The sequence below is a fragment of the Pantoea sp. genome (genome assembly GCF_028283705.1).
Lineage (GTDB): Bacteria > Pseudomonadota > Gammaproteobacteria > Enterobacterales > Enterobacteriaceae > Pantoea.
Map to the genome: position 1 here is coordinate 17,284 of NZ_JAPWKD010000019.1, position 20,335 is coordinate 37,618.

The window sequence follows — 20,335 nt, forward strand, 5'->3', positions numbered from 1 at the left end:
ATTGCCGGGCATCTGATGAGCATCATGGCAAGGCGTAAGCCATAACGTAGTCTCCGCGATTTTTGTTAGTACCGGTGCGGGTCGCACCGCCATCAACCACCACCACGTACTGTTTACCATCCTTGCCAATGTAGGTCATGGGCACCCCCTGGCCACCTACCGGCAGGCGCGAACGCCACAACTCTTTACCGGTATCGTTATCCAGCGCACGAATAAAGTAATCGAGCGTGCCGTGGAAGAAGGTCAGTCCGCCGCCGGTGACTAACGGGCCACCCAGGGTTGGCATGCCAATCGGAATATACACGTGTGGCACCACACCTTCACCCGGGAAGATGCCATGAATCGGTGCATCCTGGATACTGCCCATCGGCACCTGCCACTTCGTTTTACCCGTCGCCAGATCGATGGCGGTCATGCTGCCGAATGGCGGTTTGAAGCACGGCGTGCCGAGTGGTGACAGGAACATTGAACGTTCCACTCCCCATGGCGTGCCTTTTTGTTCGGAATATTCACCTTCCGTTGACGGCACCAGACCGTGTTGCGCGGCTTCCTCACGTTTGATGAACTGCCCCCACATCGCCATGCGAATATCATTGACGATTAAGGTACCGGTTGAGGCATCCAGCGCACCGCCACCCCAGTTAAAGCCACCGTAATAACCCGGCCAGATCAGGGTACGTTGTTTATCAGAAAGCGGAGTCCACTCGCCTTCCCAGCGCATTTTCTTAAACTCGATGCGGCAGTAGAGCTGGTCGAACAGCGTGGCACCCCAGGTATCGGCTTCCTTCAGCGGCTCGACGCCGACGGAAATCGCCGAATAGGGTTGGGTATCAGCCACTTTCATGCCTGGCATAGCATCGGTCGGGACCTTGCGGTACTCCACCGGTGCTACCGGTTTACCGTCACGGCGATCCAGCATAAATACCTGACCGCGCTTGGTCAGCTGGATCACCACCGGTGTGGTGCTGCCGTCTTTATTCGGCAGATCGTACAGAATCGGTTGTGATGAAACGTCATAGTCAAACTGGTCATTATTGGCCGTACGGAAGTGCCAGCGCAGTTTGCCGGTTTTCAGTTCGATAGCGACGATAGAGTCGTTAAATTCATCCGAGTAGGGGTGACGATTGCCGGTCCAGAAATCCGGTGTCTGGTTGCCCGTGGGGAAATAGGCCAGTCCGAGTTTCGGATCATAAGACGCGGTACCCCAGAAGTTCGGGGACTCCGGTGCATAGTGCTGACCGGGTGGCAACGGGGTGCTGTCGTCAGGTCGTGCCGGATCGAAGGCCCACAGCAATTTACCGCTGCGCACATCAAAACCGCGCACTACGCCGGAAGGTTCGCCGGTAGACATGTTGTCGTTCAGTTTGCCGCCCACCATGATCACGCCATCAGCCACCAGCGGGGCGGATGTCAGGTAATACGAACCTTCTTCCGGGCTGGAACCAATATCAGCGGTCAGGTCAACATAACCTTTGTCACCAAAATCTTCGCAAAGCTTGCCCGTTTCCGCATCCAGCTCGAACAGGCGGCCATCGTTGGTGTTGCTGACGATACGCTTGCGACAGGTTGCCAGCGGGGCAGCATCCGGGGTGGGAGCTGGCATGGCTGACAGATCGGCATAGCTAACGCCACGGCAGCGTTTCCAGCCTTTGTTGCTGGCGGTTTCCTTCATGTTCGGGTCGAAACGCCAGCGCTCCTTGCCGGTGGTGGGATCCAGTGCAATCACCTTATTCAGCGGGGTGCACAGGTACATCGTATCTTCAATTTTCAGCGGTGTGACCTGATACTCGGAACCATCAATCGCCAGATCGCCGGTGCGATAACTCCACGCCAGCTGCAAATCTTTGACGTTGGTCTTGTTGATTTGATCAAACTGCGCGTATTTGTTGCCACCCAGATTGCGTCCCCAGGCGGGCCAGTCTTTGCCATCGGCTTTCCCGGCCTCAGGATGAATCACTTTGGCGCTTGCGCCAGAAGCTTCAACCTCAGCGTGCGGCACGAACATCCCGGCAAGTAACGCCACGAAACTCACGGCATAGACACCGGCAACCGCGAAGGCAGCTTTGGTACTGACCGGCTGGCTGCCATCTTTGCGATGCAAATGAGGCACGCAGACTGAGACAAGTACACCAAACACCACAAAGACAATGACGCGGGGCAGGAACTGCCAAAAGTCAGTGCCGGTTTCCCACAACGCCCATATGACAGCAATCAGCGTCATCGCCAGCGTTAGCGGCCAGGCAATAAATTGACTACGGAGCAGTGTCCAGCCTGTTAGCAGCCAGACGATCCCGGTGAAAAGATAAAACCATGAGCCGCCGAGTACCGCAAGATACCCACCGCCTGCGCCCAGCGCGAGTCCTGCCAGAGCAATCACGACGCCGATCAGGGGAGGTAACCATCCCATTTTTCTCATTTTAATATGCCCAGTTAACGATAATGATGGAGGCTAAACATCAGCCAGATAACCTGATCGCCTTTGAGAATTATTCTCACATGAGGCGAAGTGGCGATTTTAGATCATAATGAGAACAAAATGATACAAATATGTCTCAATTAAATAACAAAATGAGGCAATGGCGGTATCATTATGAATCATGGGGTTTTCCGGAGACTTCCGGGTAACAGATGGGTTAACATCGGCAGGAATGGACCACTGAAGGCAGGCTATTGTTTATGAACCGTAAACCCACCATGAAAGAGCTGGTCGCGGCAACGCAATTGAGCCGGGCAACTATCGATCGTGTCCTCAATCATCGACCCGGCGTCAACCCAAAAACGGTTGAAGTTGTTCAGCGCGCTTATTCTTCATTACTGGTCCAGGCGGCGGGTGGTGTGCAACTTGCCTCAGTGACACAACAAGCCAGTTTCTCGGTGGTGGTGCAGGCCAGCGAGGAGTACAACGAATCGGTGATCGCCACGGCGCAGAAGATCAAAAATCAGCTGGATGCGCGCAATGTCAGCCTCGATATTACCAGCTGTTCCGATGTGCAGGACGACGATGTGGTGCGTCTGCTGTATCAGCAGACGGAACATGCGGATGGCATTGCTGTGGTGGCGAAGAACACCCCGATCATCAATGCCGCGGTGCAGAAACTCAGGCAGCAGGGGAAGCATATTGTTGCGTTAGTCAGCGATCTCGATCCTGATGCCAGGGATGCCTATGTTGGCATCAATAACCGCGCAGCCGGGCAGGCGGCGGGTTTTATCCTTGGCAGGCATTTACAGCATGACACCCATGCGAGCGTAGCGGTGATTGTTGGTACGCTTTCCTACAGTTGCCACGATGACCGGGAAATTGGTTTTCGGGCGCAGATCAGGAAAACCCTGCCTTCAGTGAGCGTGGCAGAGGTGATTTCCGGCAACGATAACACCCAGCAAACCTACGATGCTGCAGTGCAACTGCTGCGTAACGATCCAACTCTGCGCGCTGTCTACAATGTTGCCGGGGGAAACGCCGGGCTGGCTGCGGCACTGGATGAATGCCAGAGTGCCATCCGACCAATTGTGATCACCCATGAAATTAATAAGGTGACGGAAAAACTGATTCTTGCCGAGAAGATCGATTACATCTTGTCCCAGGATATCGCGAAGTTGTTACTTGAAACCGTTGATAAGCTGGCGGCGATGAAAAATAACCAGACTTTTGCTTCCCATACCTTTTTACCGATAGAAATCCTCACCCGCTTTACGCTACCGGCGTTGTAATGTGCAACGGCAGCTCCTCTCTGCCGTTTCAGCTGTTCCCCAATAATTAACCTCCTTTAAGGGTGTTTTAAGTTTCACTCGTCATCATAGCGACAATACGCTGATGGGGAGTGCCATGATGACTGACACATTAAACGAACTAAAAACTAAAGTTCCGCAGGTTACCCTGTTGTTTTGGGTGCTAAAAATGATGTCAACAACGGTGGGGGAAACCGGGGCTGACTGGATTAACTTTGGTTTAGGATTTGGACTGACCCATACCTCAATTATTGCCGCAGGTCTGTTTGTCGTTACGCTGTTGTTTCAGTTGAAATCAGATCGTTATATTCCCTGGCTTTACTGGCTGACTGTGTTACTGGTAAGCATTACCGGCACGCTGATTACCGACTATTTAACTGATCAACTTCAGGTTCCGCTACTTTATTCCGTTGCCATGTTTGGCTCGGCATTAGTAATGGTGTTGATGTTCTGGCATCGCACCGAAGGCACGCTGGAATTCGCCACTATTAATACCACTGGCCGGGAGCTGTATTACTGGTTAGCTATCATGATCACCTTTGCTTTTGGTACGGCGCTCGGGGATGCTCTGGCAGAAAAACTGGGACTGGGCTATTTGTCCACCACGCTGGTCTTCGCGGTATTGATTGCCATCTGTTGCTTCCTGTGGCGGCTGGCGGTGTTCAGTAGTGTGGCCTGTTTCTGGACGGTGTATGTCCTGACACGCCCGCTCGGTGCGTCACTGGCGGATTTATTCTCGCAACCGATTAAAGAAGGGGGGCTGGGCTACGGCACGACACCGGTGAATATTATTTTCCTGATTGCCATGGTGATTTTAATTAGCGTGTCCAGCATGTCTTATCCGACATCGCGCAATACACCGCACGCCTGAATTTACGGGAATAAAATATGCTACAACATCTGTTGGACTTTATCTCAGGCAATCATATTGTCGATATGGTGAATGCCGACCCGATGATGGTGATCGCCATTGTTGCTGCCATTATCTTTTGTGAAACCGGGTTGGTTATTTTACCTTTCCTGCCGGGTGATTCCTTATTATTTACCCTGGGTGCTTTTTTACCGGCAACTCATCTTTCGCCTCTGTTGATTATACTGGTGTTGATGGGTGCCGCTTTCCTCGGTAATACGCTGAATTACCATATCGGGAAAGGTGCCATTGGGCGTTATATTCTTCACCGCAAATGGGTAAAAGAACAACACCGTTTAAAAGCAGAAACGTTCTTCGAGAAATATGGCAGCGCGACGGTTTTTATCAGTCGCTTTGTGCCGATTGTTCGCAGCCTCGCGCCTTTTATGGCTGGCTTATCTTCAATGCCACGCACGAAGTTTCTGCTGTGGAATCTGGCCGGTGCGGTTGTCTGGTGTGGCGGGTTTGTCACCCTGGGATATTTTCTCGGTGATTTGGCCTGGGTACGCGACCATCGTGAATGGCTGGCGCTACTGATTGTTGCATTCTCGCTGCTGCCGGTGGTGTCGGCGTTTCTGCGCCCGGCAGCACAGGATCTGCCATGAGAGTATTGTTGGTCGAAGATGACCGCATGATTGGCTCTGCGGTCGAGGCGGCACTTAAGGATGCCTCGTACGCTACGGACTGGGTACGTGACGGTGCGCAGGCGTTACTCAGCCTGGAAACGCATGACTACGATCTGGTGCTGCTCGATCTCGGCCTGCCTTGCCGTAACGGTTTCGAGGTGCTGCGCGACGTGCGCGGGCGTGGTAACCCGGTGCCGCTGGTGATTGTCACCGCGCGTGATGCGCTGGAAGACCGTTTGCAGGGCCTGGATTCCGGCGCGGACGATTACATTTTAAAACCCTTCGAAATGAGCGAACTGCTGGCGCGTGCCAGGGCAGTGATGCGGCGTAAAGCGGGTCACGCCACCCCGCTATTAAGTAACGGCATTCTCGTGCTCGATCCGGCGACACGTGAAGTGCTGCATGTTGCCAGCAATCAAAGATACAGCTTATCCGGCAGGGAATATGCCCTTTTGCAGGCGTTGCTGATGCAACCGGGGCAAATCTTCTCTCGTAGCGAGCTTGAAGGAAAAATCTACGGCTGGGGCGAGGAAGTGGAAAGCAACGCGGTGGAATATTTTATCCATGCGTTGCGCAAGAAATTAGGCAGTGATGCCATCAGGAATATCCGGGGCGTGGGATGGAAAGTCTCAAAAAGCGACTGAGCGACTCGGTGCAATTTCGCCTGTCTTTTGTCCTGTGCATGGCGATAGGTGGAATCGCGCTGCTGAGTGGCGTGCTGGGCTTTCTCTCCGCCTGGGATGAGGCGCATGAATTGCAGGACTCCTCGTTGCAGCAAATTGCCAGCCTCGCCAAAGACGGCATGCTGACACCACGCAGCAGCAGTTTTATCAGCCCACCGCTCCAGGATGAGGAATCATCGCGCATCCTTGTGCACTACATCCTGCCAGGTGATCAGGCACCGGATCGTTTTGGCTGGCCTCGTCAGTTACCGGCGGGGTTCTACACGCTGCCGATTGATCACCACAGTTACCGTGTGCTGATTGAGGAGGTGCATGATGGCATCCGGCTGGCGGTGGCGCAGCGTGCTTCCGTGCGCGAAAGTGTCGCGCTGTGGTCAGCCCTGCGCACCCTGGTGCCGTTCTGCATTCTGTTCCCGGTGCTGCTGTATCTGGCAGCCGATCTGGTCCGGAAAATTTTCAGGCCGATACGCAAACTGGCTGAGGACGTGGACCGGCAAAATGATGATCTCAGTATCGCTCTGAGTAACGAAACAATACCACGGGAGATCACCCCGTTTATTACCGCGATTAACCGCCTGCTGAAACGTGCGGCTGAATCAGTGGAGCTTCAGCGTCGTTTTGTGGCGGATGCAGCCCATGAGCTGCGTTCTCCGCTGACGGCGTTAATGCTCCAGGCCGAACGGCTGGAATCGGCCGCCATGCCGGACGAAAGCCGCCAGCGGTTGATGAGTTTGCGTGAAGGCATGAAGCGGGCGGCATGGCTGGTGGAACAATTACTCAGCCTGAGCCGGGCGCAGGGCGGCGAGATCAGCAAAATTCCCGCACCGGAAGATATCGCGGTGTTTGACGTAGTGAAGCAGGTGATATCCGATTTGCATCCGCTGGCGGAACAGAAATCAATCGACATTGGGGTGGTGGGCGCGAGCCAGGCAAAAATCGCCGCTCATCCCTCGGCGCTGTATACCGTATTACGCAATATCGTCCATAACGCGATTCTATATACGCCCGCGGAAGGCCGGATTGATATTGGTATTAATAATAATGAAACTTTCGTCTTTATTGAGGTGGAGGATTCCGGTCCCGGTATTCCCATTGATAAAAGGGAAAGAGTATTTGATGCATTTTATCGTATTGAAGGCAGCGATGTAACGGGTTCTGGGCTGGGTTTATCCATCGTTAGCGCTATGGTGGCGCGCATGAAAGGGGAAGTAACACTCACTGACGCGGATCAGGCTATTTCCGGGCTGAAAGTCAGTATTACTTTGCCATTATCTTAATTTCCACAAGGAGAACACGATGTTTCTGACTTCTGAAACGGCAGGAAAGATTAACGACACCCTCTTCCTGCTGATAAATGCGCCAGTGCATGCATCATCCTTAATGCTGACCATCGGCAATGCCTGTGCCGCCTGGCTGGTTTTTATTTTCCCTCTTGCGCTACTTATTTACTGGTTCAGTTTCAAAACTGAAAAACAACAGGTGGCGTTACTGGCGCTGATATCCGCTTTACTGGCGTTGTCGGTAAATCTGGTGATTGGCAATTTCTTTCCGCATCCCCGGCCATTTATGGTGCCGATTGGCCACACCTTTATTAGCCATGTGGCAGATTCCTCCTTTCCGAGTGACCATATGACGCTGGCCTGTGCCGTCGCCTTTAGTTTCCTGTTAGGGCAACGGATTTATACCGGAGTCAGTCTGTTGCTGTTAAGCCTGTTTATTGCCTGGGGGCGGATTTATATGGGGGTGCATTTCCCGGCCGATATGCTGGGCTCAGTTCTGGTGGCCTGGTTCTGTTCGTGGGGTGTGAAGAAAGCAGAGTACATCCTGATTCCGCTGTTTAAGCAGCTGTATCGACTGAATGATGCTATTTTTGGTTACCTGCGAAATACCCGCGTAAAACATTAATGAGTTGTAGCGGCGCGATTTATCGAGCAATAAATTACGCCGCTACGGATTTAATTACTGACTTTTCTGATGATAAACCGGTGAACTCACGGATTTATCGGTCATCGGATGCAATGCATCGTCGTTATTATAATGGTGGAAGGGTTCCGCATCACCCATATTGATTTTGCTTTCCTGCAAATCGAACGGGTAATTTTCATGGGTTTTACTGGGATTGGGATGCCAGCTGGCTGGCGTCAATAGCCAGGTATTGGCGGTGCGTTCAACACCGGTATTGGCTTCTACCTGCGTAACTGCCAGCAAAGATAATGCACCAAGTAAAATAGCAATGAGTTTCTGTTTCATAGGGTCACCTTGTGGTTTAACGATTACTGTTTTGTTTACAGCATCATTTTCTCACGCGGGTGGTGACCCGGCCGAAACGGGGAGATGACAATTTTGTCAGATCGGGGTATCCGGCAATATCAGGGTAAAGGTACTGCCCTTATTTAAAGCACTTTCGACACTGACTTTACCGCCGTGCAATTCCGCAATGGTTTTGACGATAGCCAAACCCAGCCCGGTATTTTCCGCGCTGCTTCTCGATTCATCTGCGCGATAGAAACGCTCAAATAAATGCGGAATATGCTCAGATGCGACCCCTTCACCATTATCCGTCACGCTGAAATACAGCCAGCCATTCTCCCGCCGTGCGTTGAGGCTAATGTGTCCACCCGACGGCGTATAATGCAGCGCATTGGATAACAGGTTGGCCATCGCCCGCTGGAAATGCAGCGGATCGGCAGCAAAGGTTAAGGCACCTTGTTGGGTGAGGGTAATATTTTTCTCTTCTGCCAGAATCTCGTAAAAACCCGTCAGGCGTCTGAATTCGGTCTCGCTATTTAGCGTCTCTTTCTTCAGCGGTTCGCGGCTGTTATCGGCGCGCGCCAGAAACAGCATCGAGGAGATGGTGCGCGACAGCCGTTCACCTTCTTCCACAATCGCCTCCAGCGTTTCCTGATATTCCGCCGGACTACGCGGCTGATTGAGGGTGACGCTGGCGGCAGAAATCAGGTTATTGATCGGGCCGCGCAGCTCATGTGCCAGATCGGAGGAAAAGCGCGTCAGTTGGGCAAAAGACGCCTCCAGCCGGGTCATCATGCTATCGAATGATGTTGCCAGTACCACCAGCTCTGACGGCCAACGCTCGGTAGAAAGACGGGTATGTAGCTCCTCCACATTGATGTTCTCAATCTGACGGCTGATCACGCGTAATGGCTGCAATCCGCGGCGCGCCAGGCCGTAGCCACAGGCAGCAAATAGCAGGATCGCCAGCGCTGCGGCGATTTGCATCCGCGCCCAGTAGTTCTCAATGATTTCATTGTTGCGGGAAACATTCAGCGCCGCCTGCACGGTCCAGAGTTCTTTGTCTTTCAGGGTGAAGGTGGTGGCGGTGATCAGGTATTTTTCATGATGATCGCCATCACGATGCCGCCAGCTGGAGTAATTAAAGCGGGTTGTGGGAGCAGGGTAATTGGCTTCAGGGACGCGCATGTTCTTCGATTGCGACCAGATCTTGCCATCCGGACTGATAATGCGCAGCGACAGGCGATCCTGCTCGGCGATAAATTCAAACAGCTCGTTTTGCCACTGCTCCTGTGGCCCCTGGCGTTCACTGATGGTGCCGGCGATTTCCTTTTGGATCTGTAAGGTGCTGCGCAGTTCATTGACATCTTTGGTATTCAGCTGATCGCGTAAGGTTTGATACAGCAACCCGGAAACGCTATACAACACAATGGCCATCGCCACGGAAAAGAACAACGTCAGACGAACGGTGATCGGGACATTACGGGGTATCAGCATGCTCTTGTTCTTCCAACACATAACCTGCGCCGCGAATGGTGTGCAGCAGTTTTACATCGTAGTTATCATCAATCTTACCGCGCAGACGCCGTATCGCCACATCAATCACGTTAGTTTCCGGGTCGAAGTTCATATCCCACACCTGCTCAGCTATCACCGTGCGCGACAATACTTCGCCGCTGCGCCGCATCAGCAGGCTTAGCAGCAGGAATTCTTTTTGTGTCAGTTCGATACGGTTACCATCGCGGGTCACTTTGTGTTTAACAAAATCGAGCACCAACCCGCCAATCTGCAATTGCGACTCGTCACTGACCACCACATTGTTGCTGGTCTGGCGGCGCAGGATTACCCGCGCACGGGCCAGCAGTTCGCTGAAGGAAAAAGGTTTGATCAGATAATCTTCTGCACCCAGCTCCAGCCCTTTGACGCGATCCTCGACATCATCACGCGCGGTGAGGAACATCACCGGGGTGGCGCGTCCCGCCTGTCGCGCCATTTCCAGTAGCTTCCAGCCATTGATGCCTGGCAGCATCACATCCAGGATCGCCAGGTCATAATCGTTGGTCAGCAGCAGATGCAGGCCATCGATACCGTTGGCGGCCACATCCACCACAAAATCGTTCTCTCTTAAGCCTTTGGCGATGTAATCCGCCGCCATGCTTTGATCTTCAACTAACAACAGTCTCATGGTTCCTCCGTCGCATGGGTCAACGCGTCCAGACGGGCACCCGTGCGGTCAAACAGCAGATACAGCACAGGTGTAATGAATAAGGTAATAAACTGCGAGAACACCAGCCCACCTACCACCGCCACACCCATCGGCTGGCGCAGCTCGGCACCCGCTCCCCAGCCGCAGGCAATGGGCAGGGCACCCATAATGGCGCACAGGGTTGTCATCATTATCGGACGAAAACGCTGTAAGCAGGCCTGAATAATAGCGTCATGCGCACTCATACCTTGTTCCCGCTGCGCTGACAGTGCGAAGTCGATCATCATGATGGCGTTCTTTTTCACGATACCAATCAACAGCAGAATACCAATCATGGCGATAAAGGTCAGATCCAGCTGCATCAGGCGTAGCGCCATTAGTGCTCCCACCGCCGCCGAGGGCAGCCCCAGCAAAATGGTCACCGGATGGATCCAGCTTTCATACAGCATACCCAGAATCACATAAATCACCGCCAGCGCCAGCACAATCAGCCAGACCTGGCTGGTCTGTGACTGTTGGAACAACGCCGCCTGTCCGGCATAGCTGCCAAACACGGTGGACGGCAGATTGATATTATTCTCCGCCTGAGTGATGGCCTGGGTGGCATCCGACAGGGACTTGCCCGGCGCCAGGTCAAAGGAGATGGTAATCGCAGGCAGCTGTCCCTGATGATTCACCGCCGTGACACCCTGTACGCGACTGATATGGGTAAAGGTGGAGAGCGGCAGCAGGTCATTGGAGGAGGATCGCACGTAAATCTGTGACAAATCGCTCTCGTCCTGGCGGAACGGCTGCTGCACTTCCATGATCACTTCATAGCTGTCTTCCGGGGCATAAATAGTGGAAGCCTGCAAGGTACCGAAAGCGTCGTACAGATTGTTGCGGATCTGGTCCACATCCACGCCAAGCAGCGAGGCTTTGTTGCGGTCGATGGTCAGCTGCGCCTGCAGGCCATTAAGCTGGGCATCGCTGTTGACGCCAACAAACACGCCGCTTTTATTCATCTCCGCCATCAGCTGGTTGGTGTAATCATTCAGGCTCAGGCCACTGCTGCTACTGACAGATTGCAGGGTGTACTGGTAAGTACTTTTCGCCGAACGGCCACCCACTTTGAAGTTTTGCACCGGGCTGAAGTACACCTTAATACCGGGCAGGTAGCTGGTTTCGCTGCGCAGCTGCTGCAATACCTGCGCCATCGCCGGGCGCTGGCTTTGATCCTTCAGGGTCAGATTCAGCTGGGTGGTGTCGTGGTCCACTTTGGTCACAATGGTCTCGACCGCGCTGTCTTTCAGCAGGGTGTTCCCGAGCTGGAAAGCCACGTTCTTGCGTGCGTCATAGGACATATCCTGTGGCGTATCGATATTGGCCGTCACCTGGCCGATATCCTCCTGGGGAAAGAAGCCTTTGGGGGCGCTGACATACAGCCAGGCAGTCAGCGCCACCGTCAGTGCCGCCACCGACAACATAACCGTGCGGTGATCCACTGCCCAGTTCAGACCCTGGGCATAGCGTTGCCGCAGGTTTTCAAACATCCGTTCAAACAGCTGGCTCCAGGCCGGCTCCGGTTTATCCTGATGGGGATCGTGGCGAAACAGCATCGGCACTAACAACGGGATGATGGTCAGTGACGCCGCAGCAGAGACCAGAATGGCGAGGGACACTACCCAGGCAAATTCGTGAAACAGCAGGCCCATGGTACCGGGCATAAAGAAGATCGGGATAAACACCGCTACCAGCGAAAGCGAGATCGAGACCACCGTAAAGCCGACCTCTTTAACCCCTTTCAGCGCCGCCTGCTTAGGTTCCATTCCTTCCTCGATATAGCGCATGATGTTTTCCAGCACCACGATGGCGTCATCGACCACCAGGCCGACGGCAATCGTCAGCCCCATTAGCGAGATATTGTCGAGGCTCAGGCCAAAGGCGTACATCAGGGCAAAGGATCCCAGCAGCGAGATGGGCACGCTGAGCGCCGGGATCACCGTAGCACGCACATGGCGCAGGAACAGCAGAATCACCATGATCACCAGTGCGATGGTCAGCAGCAGAGTGATATTTACATCGTGGATCGCGTTACGAATCGAGATAGAACGGTCATTAAGCAGCTGCATATGCACCGATGACGGCATCTGCTGCTGCAACTTCGGCATCAGCTGTTTGATGCTGTCCAGCGTCGCCACCAGGTTAGCACCCGGCTGGCGGGTGATGCTCAGTACGATAGCGGTGTGATTGTTGACTGCACTGTGGCTAAGGGTGTTTTCGATGCTGTCCTGCACGCTGGCGATATCAGACAGGCGTACCGGCTGACCGTTGCGCGTTGCCACCACCACATTGCTGAAATCACTGGCATTGCGCAGATCGCCGCTGGTCTGCAACATCATCATCTGCCGTTTGCCATCCAGTTCGCCCACCGGCGAATTGTCATTGGCGGCCTTCAACGCGGTGTGCAGTTCTTCCAGCGTCATGTCCGTCGCGGCGAGTTTGGCCGGATCGACTTCGACCCGCACCGCATAACGTTTCTGACCGATTACCGTCACTTCCGCCACCCCCTTGATCATCGACAGCGAGGGCGAAATCAGATCGTCCGAATAGCGGTTAAGGTCCGACAGGGTCATGGACGGGGAGTCGAGACTGATCTGCGCAATCGGTGCGTCTGCCGGGTTTACCTTTTTAAAGGTGGGCGGCGTGGTCATCTGCGACGGCAGTTTTTTTAACGATTGGTATAACGCCGCCTGCACATCCACCGATGCCGAATCAATGTTCACCGAGGGATCGAATTCCAGCACGATGGTGGTCGCGCCTTCCAGGTTGGTCGAGGTCATCATCGCCACACCGGGAATGGTTGCCAGATTTTTCTCCAGCGGCGTGGCAACCGAGGAAGCCATGGTTTCCGGGCTGGCACCGGAAAGTGACGCGTTGACTTTAATGGTCGGAGTATCGAAGGTTGGCAGGGCGGCCACTGGCAGATTATTCCAGCACACCACACCCGCCACCATCACGGCAATCCACAACAACAGTACGGCAATGGGCCGCTGCAAACAGAGTTCTGAGAATTTCATGGCTGCATCATCGCCTTATCAATGTTGCTGGCGATCTGCACAGTGATGCCAGGGCGCAAATTGTTTGCACCTTCATTCACGACTTTGGTCCCCTGGGAAATGCCGGTAACCACCGCTAACGACTGCTGAATGCGCAGGAGCGTCACCGGTTTAACCGCCGCCTGATTATGCTTGTCGACAACATAAACAAAATGCCCATCCGGTCCGTTCTGCACCGCCTGCGGTGGCAGCACCACGGCGTCCGGGGTGACACCTGCATCCACCTTCACATTCTGGAACAGGCCCGGCCACAGCAGGGTATTGCTGTTGCTGAACTGGGCTTTGAGGGTGATGGTGCCGCTGGCGGTGCTGACGCTGTTATCGATGAAATCCAGCTTACCGGCAGTCGGTGTGCCGCTGGCATTCTCCACCCACACGGTCACCGGCCCCTTTGCCTGCGCCGTCAGCACGGGTTTCAGGTCTTTTTCCGGCAAGGTAAAGGACACGCCAATCGGATCGAACTGCATCAGTGAAACCAGTGGCAGGGTGCTGCCGGGCTGCACCAGACTGCCCGGATGGACATTGAGCGCGCCGGTTTTGCCGTTGACCGGTGCCACGATACGGGTGTAGCCGAGCGTCACGTCGGCGGTCTGCACATCCTGCTGCGCCGCTTTGTACTGTGCCTGATACTGCTGGACGTTACTTTGCAGCGTGTCCCAGTCAGACATGGAAATGTAGTTTTTTGCTTTCAGCGCTCGACCGCGTTGCAGGTCATTTTGCGCTTTGACCAGCAAGGCTTTGGATTCGCCTAACGCCGCCACCGCACGATCGTAAGCCGCGCTCTGGCTGGCATTGTCGAGGGTGAATAGCAGTTGTCCGGCTTTAACAAAATCCCCTTCATGGAAAGCCACCGTCTTCACCGTGCCGGTAATCTGCGCCTGAATATCGACCTGATTCAGCGCGATGATATGCCCCTGGGTGGTCAGGGTGATGGGCAATGGCTTGACCATGGCGGTCACCATGCTGACTAACGGCGCGGAGTGCGCGGGTTTCATCGCCGCATCGGCCTGTTGTCGTGGCCAGAAATACCAGCTGCCGCAGCCAATCACCAAACCGGCGATCAGTAATAACGTTCCTTTATGTCGAAGATCCATGGTGCCTCAAAGCGATAAACTCATTTGCGCCAGTTTATCGAATGGCTCCGAACAAAAAGGAAAAGGGAAGATGACAAATTTGTCATCTTCGATTTGGCACGATGTGGATTGGCGGCTGGTTGCACCAGGATGATCGCTTTGCGCTAATAAAACAATGCCCCCAGAAATAATATTGTTCAACCGCTTTCCGCGCGGAATGTTTATATTTTTTTAATTTTTACCGGCTGGTAAAAATAGACTTTATTGCGCGTAAATGGTGCAGGCTGCACCTGAATGGATAACGCTCACTCGCCGCAACGTTAAAAAAATATAAGTAATTTGTATACCTTTATGAGATCAATATGTTAGCGGCGATTCACGCTGCTATGCACCCCTGCAAATGTCATGATTCTGATTTTACTGTTGATTTTCAATGATTTTATCCGTCTCTTTAACCATATTGAAACTGATTGACAAAAGTCAAATTGTTGACAATCATCAATCCGCAGTTCAGGGGAAAATACGTATAACGCCATTCAAGATGAGAAAGCACTATGTTTAAAAAATTGAAAACAGTGTTGTTCAGTTTGCTCGTATTATTACTTGCCGTGAATGTTGCCAACGCCAGAACGTTAGATGAAATTATTAAAAGTGGGGTGCTGCGTGTCGGTGTATTACCTAATTCACCGCCGCAATCTTCGATCGGTGCCACCAATCAACTGGAAGGCTTTGATGTCGATGTGGCAAATAAACTGGCCAGCGAATTAGGGGTAAAAACCGAATTCGTGATGACCGAAATTGCCCAGCGCGTGCCTTTCCTGGTTGCTGACCGCATTGATATTTGTCTGGGCGGGTTAACCCGTACCGTCGAACGTGCCAAATCCATCAGCTATACCGTGCCGCTGCATACCGAATCGATGGGAGTGCTGACCACCAATAAACTCGCTATCAACAGCTGGAAAGAGTTGAATGACGAGAAATACACCCTGGTGCTGATTCGCGGTGTCTGGACGGCGGATTTCCTCAAGCAGAACCTGCCAAAAGCGAAAATCCTCTATGTCGATACCATGGCCGATACCATTCGCGCGCTGGCGCAGGGCCGTGCCGATGCGCTGGTGGAGAACATTGAGTTCTATGTCCCTTTCACCAAAAACTACCCCAATGTGCAATGGAAGGTGTTACCGGAAGCGCTGAATACCGCTTACGACGGCATTGGTCTGGCACAGAACAACACCGCGCTGCGCGATGTGCTCAACATCGCCCTGTATGACATGCACACCAGTGGCTTCGTTAACCAGACATGGGAGAAGTGGTTTAAAGCACCGATGCTGGTGAAAGTGGTGCCGTCACCGTACTTCTGATGTCAGGGCGCAGCTGCCCGGGAGTGAATTTCTATGCATTACAGTTTTCAGTTTGGTGAGGTGTTAAAACACTGGCCTGATCTGCTGTCGGGAGCGCTGATTACGCTGCTGGTTGCGTTTCTCGCCTTCTGGATTGGCTGCGTGATTGGGCTGCTCGGCGCATTAGCCGGGCAGCACGCGCGCCCCGGTCTACGTCGGCTGTTGCGCGCTTATGTCGTGTTCTTCACCAACACGCCATCGCTGATTCAGATCTTCGTGCTGTTTTATGGATTGCCGGATTTTGGCATTGTGCTGTCGCCGATGACGGCGGTGTTGATTGGGTTGTCGCTGAATGCCGGTGCCTATCTCACCGATATCATGCGCAGCGGATTGGTGTCGGTGAGTCAAACCGAACTGGAAGCCGCCGCCACACTGAATATGTCGCGTTTCCAGAGCTTCCGTTTTGTCACTCTGCCGCATCTGGCAAAAACCATCTATCCGCTACTATCCAACTTCTTTATCTGGATCCTGCTGGGCAGCTCGATTGGCGGGCTGTTCGGCGTCAACGAACTGACCGGAGCGGTGATTGAGATTAGCTCCAGCACCTTCCGCAGCATTGAGTCGTTTGTGGTCGCTGCCGGGATGTATGTGGTGCTGACCTTTATCGCCAGTGCCTTTCTGTATGCCATTGGCTACTGGTGTTTCCGTGTCCGGGCGAGGTTTATCTGATGCTTACCTTATCGCAGCAATTAACCAATTTGTTCAGCCAGTTCACGCTGGAATTTATCCTTCAGGCAGCGCTGAACACCCTGAGCCTGTCGGCGATCGGTTGTTCGGTGGGTTTGCTGGTGGGCTTTTTCATTGCCTGTTTGCGCCACACGCGTCACGTGGCTTTCCTGCCGCTGCGTGTGCTGGCGATTGTGACGGTTGAACTGCTGCGCCGTATTCCGTTTCTGGTCACGCTGTTCCTGGTATTTTTTCTGTTTCAGGGCTTCGGCTACAGCCTGTCGTTCTATACCATCGCGCTGATTTCGGTGTGCCTGATTTCCAGCGCTTATATGGCGGAGATCTTTCGTACTGGCTTCGAGTCGGTGCCGAGAACGCAGCTTGAGGCGGCGCAGACGCTGAACTTCAGCTATCGCCAGATGGTGTTTTACGTGATCGTGCCACAGGCATGGAAGGTGGTGATTCCGCCTGCCTTCAGTTTTATGGTGTCTTTTATTAAGGACACGGCGCTGGCGTCGCAGCTGGGGGTGATTGAACTGACGTTCTCCGCCAAAATCCTGATCAGTCGCGGCTATTCCGAGTTTCTGATTTATGGCGTGATTCTGCTGATCTACTTCGCCATGTCCTACCCGCTGAGTTTGCTGGGACAGTGGCTGGAGCGCCGTCTGGCCGCCCCTGGCAGCGTCGTCAGTCGCACCCCGTCACCGATCACAAAATCCCTTTCATCGTTAACGCCGCCGTAATAGCGCGCAGGAGTGAGGCTATGTCGCAGTTAGATATTGTTGAATTGAAGTGTTCCTACGGCGAGCATCGGGTGCTGGATGGTATCAACCTGACAGTGAAGCCTGGCGAAATTGTCAGCCTGATCGGCGGATCCGGTTCCGGTAAAAGCACGCTGTTGCGGGTGATTATGGGGCTGACCAAACCAGAAGGGGGCGCGGTACGTGTACAGAATGACGAAGTGGATTATGACTCGTTGCAAAGCGTGCGCGAGATTCGCGAAAAAGTCGCCATTGTTTTTCAGCAGTACAACCTGTTCCAGAACATGAGCGTGCTGCAAAACGTGATGGTGACACCGGTTAAAGTGCAGAAGCGCAATCAGAAAGTGGTGCGTGAGGAAGCGCTGGCGCTGCTGGACAAGGTCGGTATGCGCCATAAAGCCGAGGCTTTTCCGGCCAATCTGTCGGGTGGACAGCAGCAGCGCGTGGCGATCAGTCGCGCGCTGGCACTGAAGCCGCAAATTCTGTTGCTGGATGAAGTGACCTCAGCGCTGGACCCGGAACTGGTGGGTGAGGTGCTCAACACGGTACGCCAGTTATCACGCGATGGCATCACCATGATTCTGGTCTCACATGAGATGCGCTTTGTGCGCGAGGTGTCGCATAAGGTGGCGATGATGGATCAGGGCAAAATCATCGAATTTGGTACCCCCGAAGAGATTTTCGGTACACCAAAGCAGCAGCGTACCCAGGATTTTATGAAGAAAATCGCCTGGCATTAATTTATGTTGTTCTCACCCTTGTTCTAAGCTGCCTGAGCCTGTGCTCAGGCTTTTTCTTCACGGTGGAAGATTGTCGACAATTATCGACGACACCCGCTATGCTGTTTTTTTCTTAACTCAGGGATGTCTGACCGCTATGCCGATCAAAAAAGATGTCGTAAGCCGGGCGCAGCTGGTGCCAATGAACAACATTGCCAGCTCGGAACATGCGGCCGATCAGATTCGTGCCGCGATTATTAAAGGGTTATTCCGTCCGGGTGACCGACTGATTGAAAAAAACCTGACCGATCAACTTAATATCTCACGCCATCCGATCCGCGAAGCACTGCGACGCCTGAGCCAGGAAGGGCTGGTGGAGATGCGTCCCAACCGTGGTGCCGTAGTGGCGAAACTCGATCCTGCCAGCATTCTTGAAGTCTATGCCATTCGTTCCGCGCTGGGTGAACTGGCGTTGAAGGCGTTTCATGACAATCCGGCGCTGCCCTCGCATGACGAGATAAAAGCGCTGGAGAAAATGGCCACTGCAGCACTGAAACTGGCGCGTCAGGATAATCAGCAGGCCACCATTCAAAACGATCTGGAATTTCAGGAAACCATCGTGATTGCCAGTGGGCTGGAGCGTTGCGCGCGTTATTTTGCCGAAACCACGGTTGAGGTGCAGCGCTTCAACAACCTGACCGGCATTGTCTACACCGAGCGGGAAGCTGACGCGCAGAATTATGTGGTGGCTCTGCTGGAGGCAATCAAAGCTCACGACATCGACAAAGCGCTGGCGATCTGGAAAGACAAATTCGCTAAAGCGGTGGCGCGTTATATGGCGCTGCTGGAGAAAGAACAGAAGCCAGCTAAAAGCATCAAAAAAGCGAAATAAATATACCTGGCGTAGCGGCGCGATTTATCGCGCGCCTTTGATTGGGGCACTGCGGTAAACAGCGCGATAAATCGCGCCGCTACGACACTATAACGCAATCACCAGCCGCTGCTGCGGCATCTCGCCTGCGCCGCGATATGCGGTGATTTCCATTTCGAACAGATACTCCGGCCCGCCGAGAGGGGCACAGGTCACGCAGCTGGTGGGATCGATGCCACGATACTTCTCGCCGATAAACGCCATCACTGCTTTGACATCTTCCTGACGCGGAATAAACAGACGGGAACGCACCACATCAGCCAGCGAGGCACCCACTGAGGCCAGCGCGCCCTCCACGTTACGAAACGCCTGTTCAGCCTGGGCGACAGCGGTGTCTGGCATGGCGCGGGTTTTGTAGTCGCGTCCGGCGGTGAGCGACATGAAAATCCAGTCGCCCAGCACCAGTACGCGAGAGTAGCTTTCCTGGTCTTCCAGAATGCTGCCTGATTTCACTTTTATGATTTCGTCGATCATGATGTTCCCTGGGGTTGGCTAAAAATCAGATGGAAATACCGCCGTCGATGATTACCGTTTGTCCGGTAATCATGCGGCCCGCAAAACCGAGATAGACAATCAGTTCCGCGACGTCGTCTGGGGTGCACCAGCGTTGCAGTGGTGTGGCGGCTACCGTGTTGCGGCGGCGTTCTTCCGACCATTCAATCGCCCATGAACTCTCCACCGAACCGGGGGCCACGGCGTTAACGCGCACTTCGGGAGCCAGCGCGTGAGCAAGGTTTTTGGTCAGATTGATCACGCCCGCCTTGGACGCACTGTAGGCGAGGGTGCTGGCGATCGAACCAAAACCGGCAATCGAGGCGGTATTGACGATGGCACCGTGGCTGGCTTTCAGGCTGGCCGCTGCCGCTTTGGCACAGCGGAAAACGCTCATCAGGTTAACGTTCAGCAGCGTCTGCCACAGTTCTTCGGTCACACTCTCCAGGTCCTGTATCGGAATCGGTTTGGTCACACCGGGCGTACCGGCGTTATTCACCAGCAGATCGAGATGGCCGAGCGCCAGCACCGCTTGTTTAACCATTGCTTCTGCCTGAATGGGGTCCGCTAAATCGCCCGGTGCGCCAACCACCGCCAGCCCCTCAGCCTGGAGGGTTGCCAGTGCCTGTTCTCCACGAATATCGTTCGGCAGAAAGTTAATCGCCACCGTCGCACCGCTGCGCGCCATCAGGCGTGCCACTTCAAAACCAATGCCGCTGGCACCACCGGTGACTAACGCGGTCTTGCCCTGCAAATCGAATGTCATCATGTTGGGTTTCTCCTCGATGTTGGCC

At 53.8% G+C, this 20,335-nt stretch carries 20 protein-coding genes; 11 read left to right on the plus strand and 9 right to left on the minus strand.

What is annotated here, in order from left to right; all coding sequences use genetic code 11:
- Positions 1 to 22 precede the first annotated feature (22 nt).
- On the minus strand, positions 23 to 2,407 hold the full coding sequence (locus tag PW844_RS16200; RefSeq protein WP_299453825.1) for a membrane-bound PQQ-dependent dehydrogenase, glucose/quinate/shikimate family: 2,385 nt from the start codon (positions 2,405 to 2,407) through the stop codon (positions 23 to 25).
- 269 nt (positions 2,408 to 2,676) lie between these two features.
- On the opposite strand from PW844_RS16200, the gene PW844_RS16205 reads away from it, so the two are divergent.
- The 6 genes from PW844_RS16205 (at position 2,677) to PW844_RS16230 (ending at position 7,850) form a co-directional block, all read left to right on the plus strand.
- Positions 2,677 to 3,708, plus strand: a complete 1,032-nt coding sequence (locus PW844_RS16205) for a substrate-binding domain-containing protein (protein ID WP_299453826.1) — start codon at positions 2,677 to 2,679, stop codon at positions 3,706 to 3,708.
- Positions 3,709 to 3,826: 118 nt separating this feature from the next.
- Positions 3,827 to 4,597, plus strand: coding sequence for a hypothetical protein (locus PW844_RS16210; protein WP_299453829.1), 771 nt, complete (start codon positions 3,827 to 3,829; stop codon positions 4,595 to 4,597).
- A gap of 17 nt (positions 4,598 to 4,614) precedes the next feature.
- Positions 4,615 to 5,241 carry a VTT domain-containing protein gene (locus PW844_RS16215; protein ID WP_299453831.1) on the plus strand — a complete coding sequence of 209 codons (627 nt, stop codon included), beginning with the start codon at positions 4,615 to 4,617 and terminating at the stop codon, positions 5,239 to 5,241.
- Positions 5,238 to 5,906: a response regulator transcription factor gene (locus tag PW844_RS16220; protein ID WP_299453834.1), complete on the plus strand. Its 669-nt coding sequence runs from the start codon at positions 5,238 to 5,240 to the stop codon at positions 5,904 to 5,906. The genes PW844_RS16215 and PW844_RS16220 overlap by 4 nt, the downstream gene beginning before the upstream one ends.
- Positions 5,882 to 7,222 (plus strand): ATP-binding protein, encoded by a 1,341-nt coding sequence (locus PW844_RS16225; RefSeq protein ID WP_299453837.1) that lies wholly within the window; start codon positions 5,882 to 5,884, stop codon positions 7,220 to 7,222. Before PW844_RS16220 ends, PW844_RS16225 begins: the two co-directional genes overlap by 25 nt.
- 19 nt (positions 7,223 to 7,241) lie before the next feature.
- Positions 7,242 to 7,850, plus strand: a complete 609-nt coding sequence (locus PW844_RS16230) for an undecaprenyl-diphosphatase (RefSeq protein ID WP_299453839.1) — start codon at positions 7,242 to 7,244, stop codon at positions 7,848 to 7,850.
- A gap of 54 nt (positions 7,851 to 7,904) precedes the next feature.
- On the opposite strand, the gene PW844_RS16235 is transcribed toward PW844_RS16230, so the two are convergent.
- The 6 genes from PW844_RS16235 to PW844_RS16260 form a co-directional block, all read right to left on the minus strand.
- Positions 7,905 to 8,195, minus strand: coding sequence for a hypothetical protein (locus PW844_RS16235; protein WP_299453841.1), 291 nt, complete (start codon positions 8,193 to 8,195; stop codon positions 7,905 to 7,907).
- 96 nt (positions 8,196 to 8,291) lie between these two features.
- Positions 8,292 to 9,692, minus strand: a complete 1,401-nt coding sequence (locus PW844_RS16240) for a heavy metal sensor histidine kinase (RefSeq protein ID WP_299453844.1) — start codon at positions 9,690 to 9,692, stop codon at positions 8,292 to 8,294.
- A complete protein-coding gene (locus PW844_RS16245; RefSeq protein WP_299453847.1) occupies positions 9,676 to 10,380 on the minus strand; it encodes a heavy metal response regulator transcription factor in 705 nt (234 codons plus the stop codon). Before PW844_RS16245 ends, PW844_RS16240 begins: the two co-directional genes overlap by 17 nt.
- Entirely contained in the window at positions 10,377 to 13,460 is a 3,084-nt protein-coding gene (locus PW844_RS16250) for an efflux RND transporter permease subunit (RefSeq protein WP_299453849.1), read from the minus strand. Before PW844_RS16250 ends, PW844_RS16245 begins: the two co-directional genes overlap by 4 nt.
- The gene (locus PW844_RS16255; RefSeq protein WP_299453851.1) at positions 13,457 to 14,593 is read right to left on the minus strand and encodes an efflux RND transporter periplasmic adaptor subunit; all 1,137 of its coding nucleotides are present in this window, start codon (positions 14,591 to 14,593) and stop codon (positions 13,457 to 13,459) included. Before PW844_RS16255 ends, PW844_RS16250 begins: the two co-directional genes overlap by 4 nt.
- Before the next feature lie 6 nt (positions 14,594 to 14,599).
- The gene (locus PW844_RS16260) at positions 14,600 to 14,773 is read right to left on the minus strand and encodes a hypothetical protein (protein WP_299453853.1); all 174 of its coding nucleotides are present in this window, start codon (positions 14,771 to 14,773) and stop codon (positions 14,600 to 14,602) included.
- 353 nt (positions 14,774 to 15,126) lie between these two features.
- Between PW844_RS16260 and PW844_RS16265 the strand changes: the two genes are divergently transcribed.
- The 5 genes from PW844_RS16265 to PW844_RS16285 all read left to right on the plus strand — a co-directional run bounded on the left by PW844_RS16265 (position 15,127) and on the right by PW844_RS16285 (position 19,010).
- The gene (locus PW844_RS16265) at positions 15,127 to 15,933 is read left to right on the plus strand and encodes a transporter substrate-binding domain-containing protein (protein WP_299453855.1); all 807 of its coding nucleotides are present in this window, start codon (positions 15,127 to 15,129) and stop codon (positions 15,931 to 15,933) included.
- A gap of 33 nt (positions 15,934 to 15,966) precedes the next feature.
- Positions 15,967 to 16,641, plus strand: coding sequence for an amino acid ABC transporter permease (locus PW844_RS16270; RefSeq protein ID WP_299453857.1), 675 nt, complete (start codon positions 15,967 to 15,969; stop codon positions 16,639 to 16,641).
- A complete protein-coding gene (locus PW844_RS16275) occupies positions 16,641 to 17,381 on the plus strand; it encodes an amino acid ABC transporter permease (protein ID WP_299453859.1) in 741 nt (246 codons plus the stop codon). Before PW844_RS16270 ends, PW844_RS16275 begins: the two co-directional genes overlap by 1 nt.
- A gap of 20 nt (positions 17,382 to 17,401) precedes the next feature.
- Positions 17,402 to 18,139 carry an amino acid ABC transporter ATP-binding protein gene (locus PW844_RS16280; protein ID WP_299453861.1) on the plus strand — a complete coding sequence of 246 codons (738 nt, stop codon included), beginning with the start codon at positions 17,402 to 17,404 and terminating at the stop codon, positions 18,137 to 18,139.
- Between the two features lie 136 nt (positions 18,140 to 18,275).
- The gene (locus PW844_RS16285; protein WP_299453863.1) at positions 18,276 to 19,010 is read left to right on the plus strand and encodes a GntR family transcriptional regulator; all 735 of its coding nucleotides are present in this window, start codon (positions 18,276 to 18,278) and stop codon (positions 19,008 to 19,010) included.
- Between the two features lie 87 nt (positions 19,011 to 19,097).
- Here PW844_RS16285 and PW844_RS16290 read toward each other — a convergent pair whose 3' ends face one another.
- Both PW844_RS16290 and PW844_RS16295 read right to left on the minus strand, forming a co-directional pair.
- The gene (locus PW844_RS16290; protein ID WP_367187760.1) at positions 19,098 to 19,523 is read right to left on the minus strand and encodes a Rid family hydrolase; all 426 of its coding nucleotides are present in this window, start codon (positions 19,521 to 19,523) and stop codon (positions 19,098 to 19,100) included.
- Positions 19,524 to 19,548: 25 nt separating this feature from the next.
- Complete coding sequence (locus PW844_RS16295) at positions 19,549 to 20,310, minus strand: SDR family oxidoreductase (RefSeq protein WP_299453866.1); 762 nt, start codon at positions 20,308 to 20,310, stop codon at positions 19,549 to 19,551.
- Positions 20,311 to 20,335: the final 25 nt, after the last annotated feature.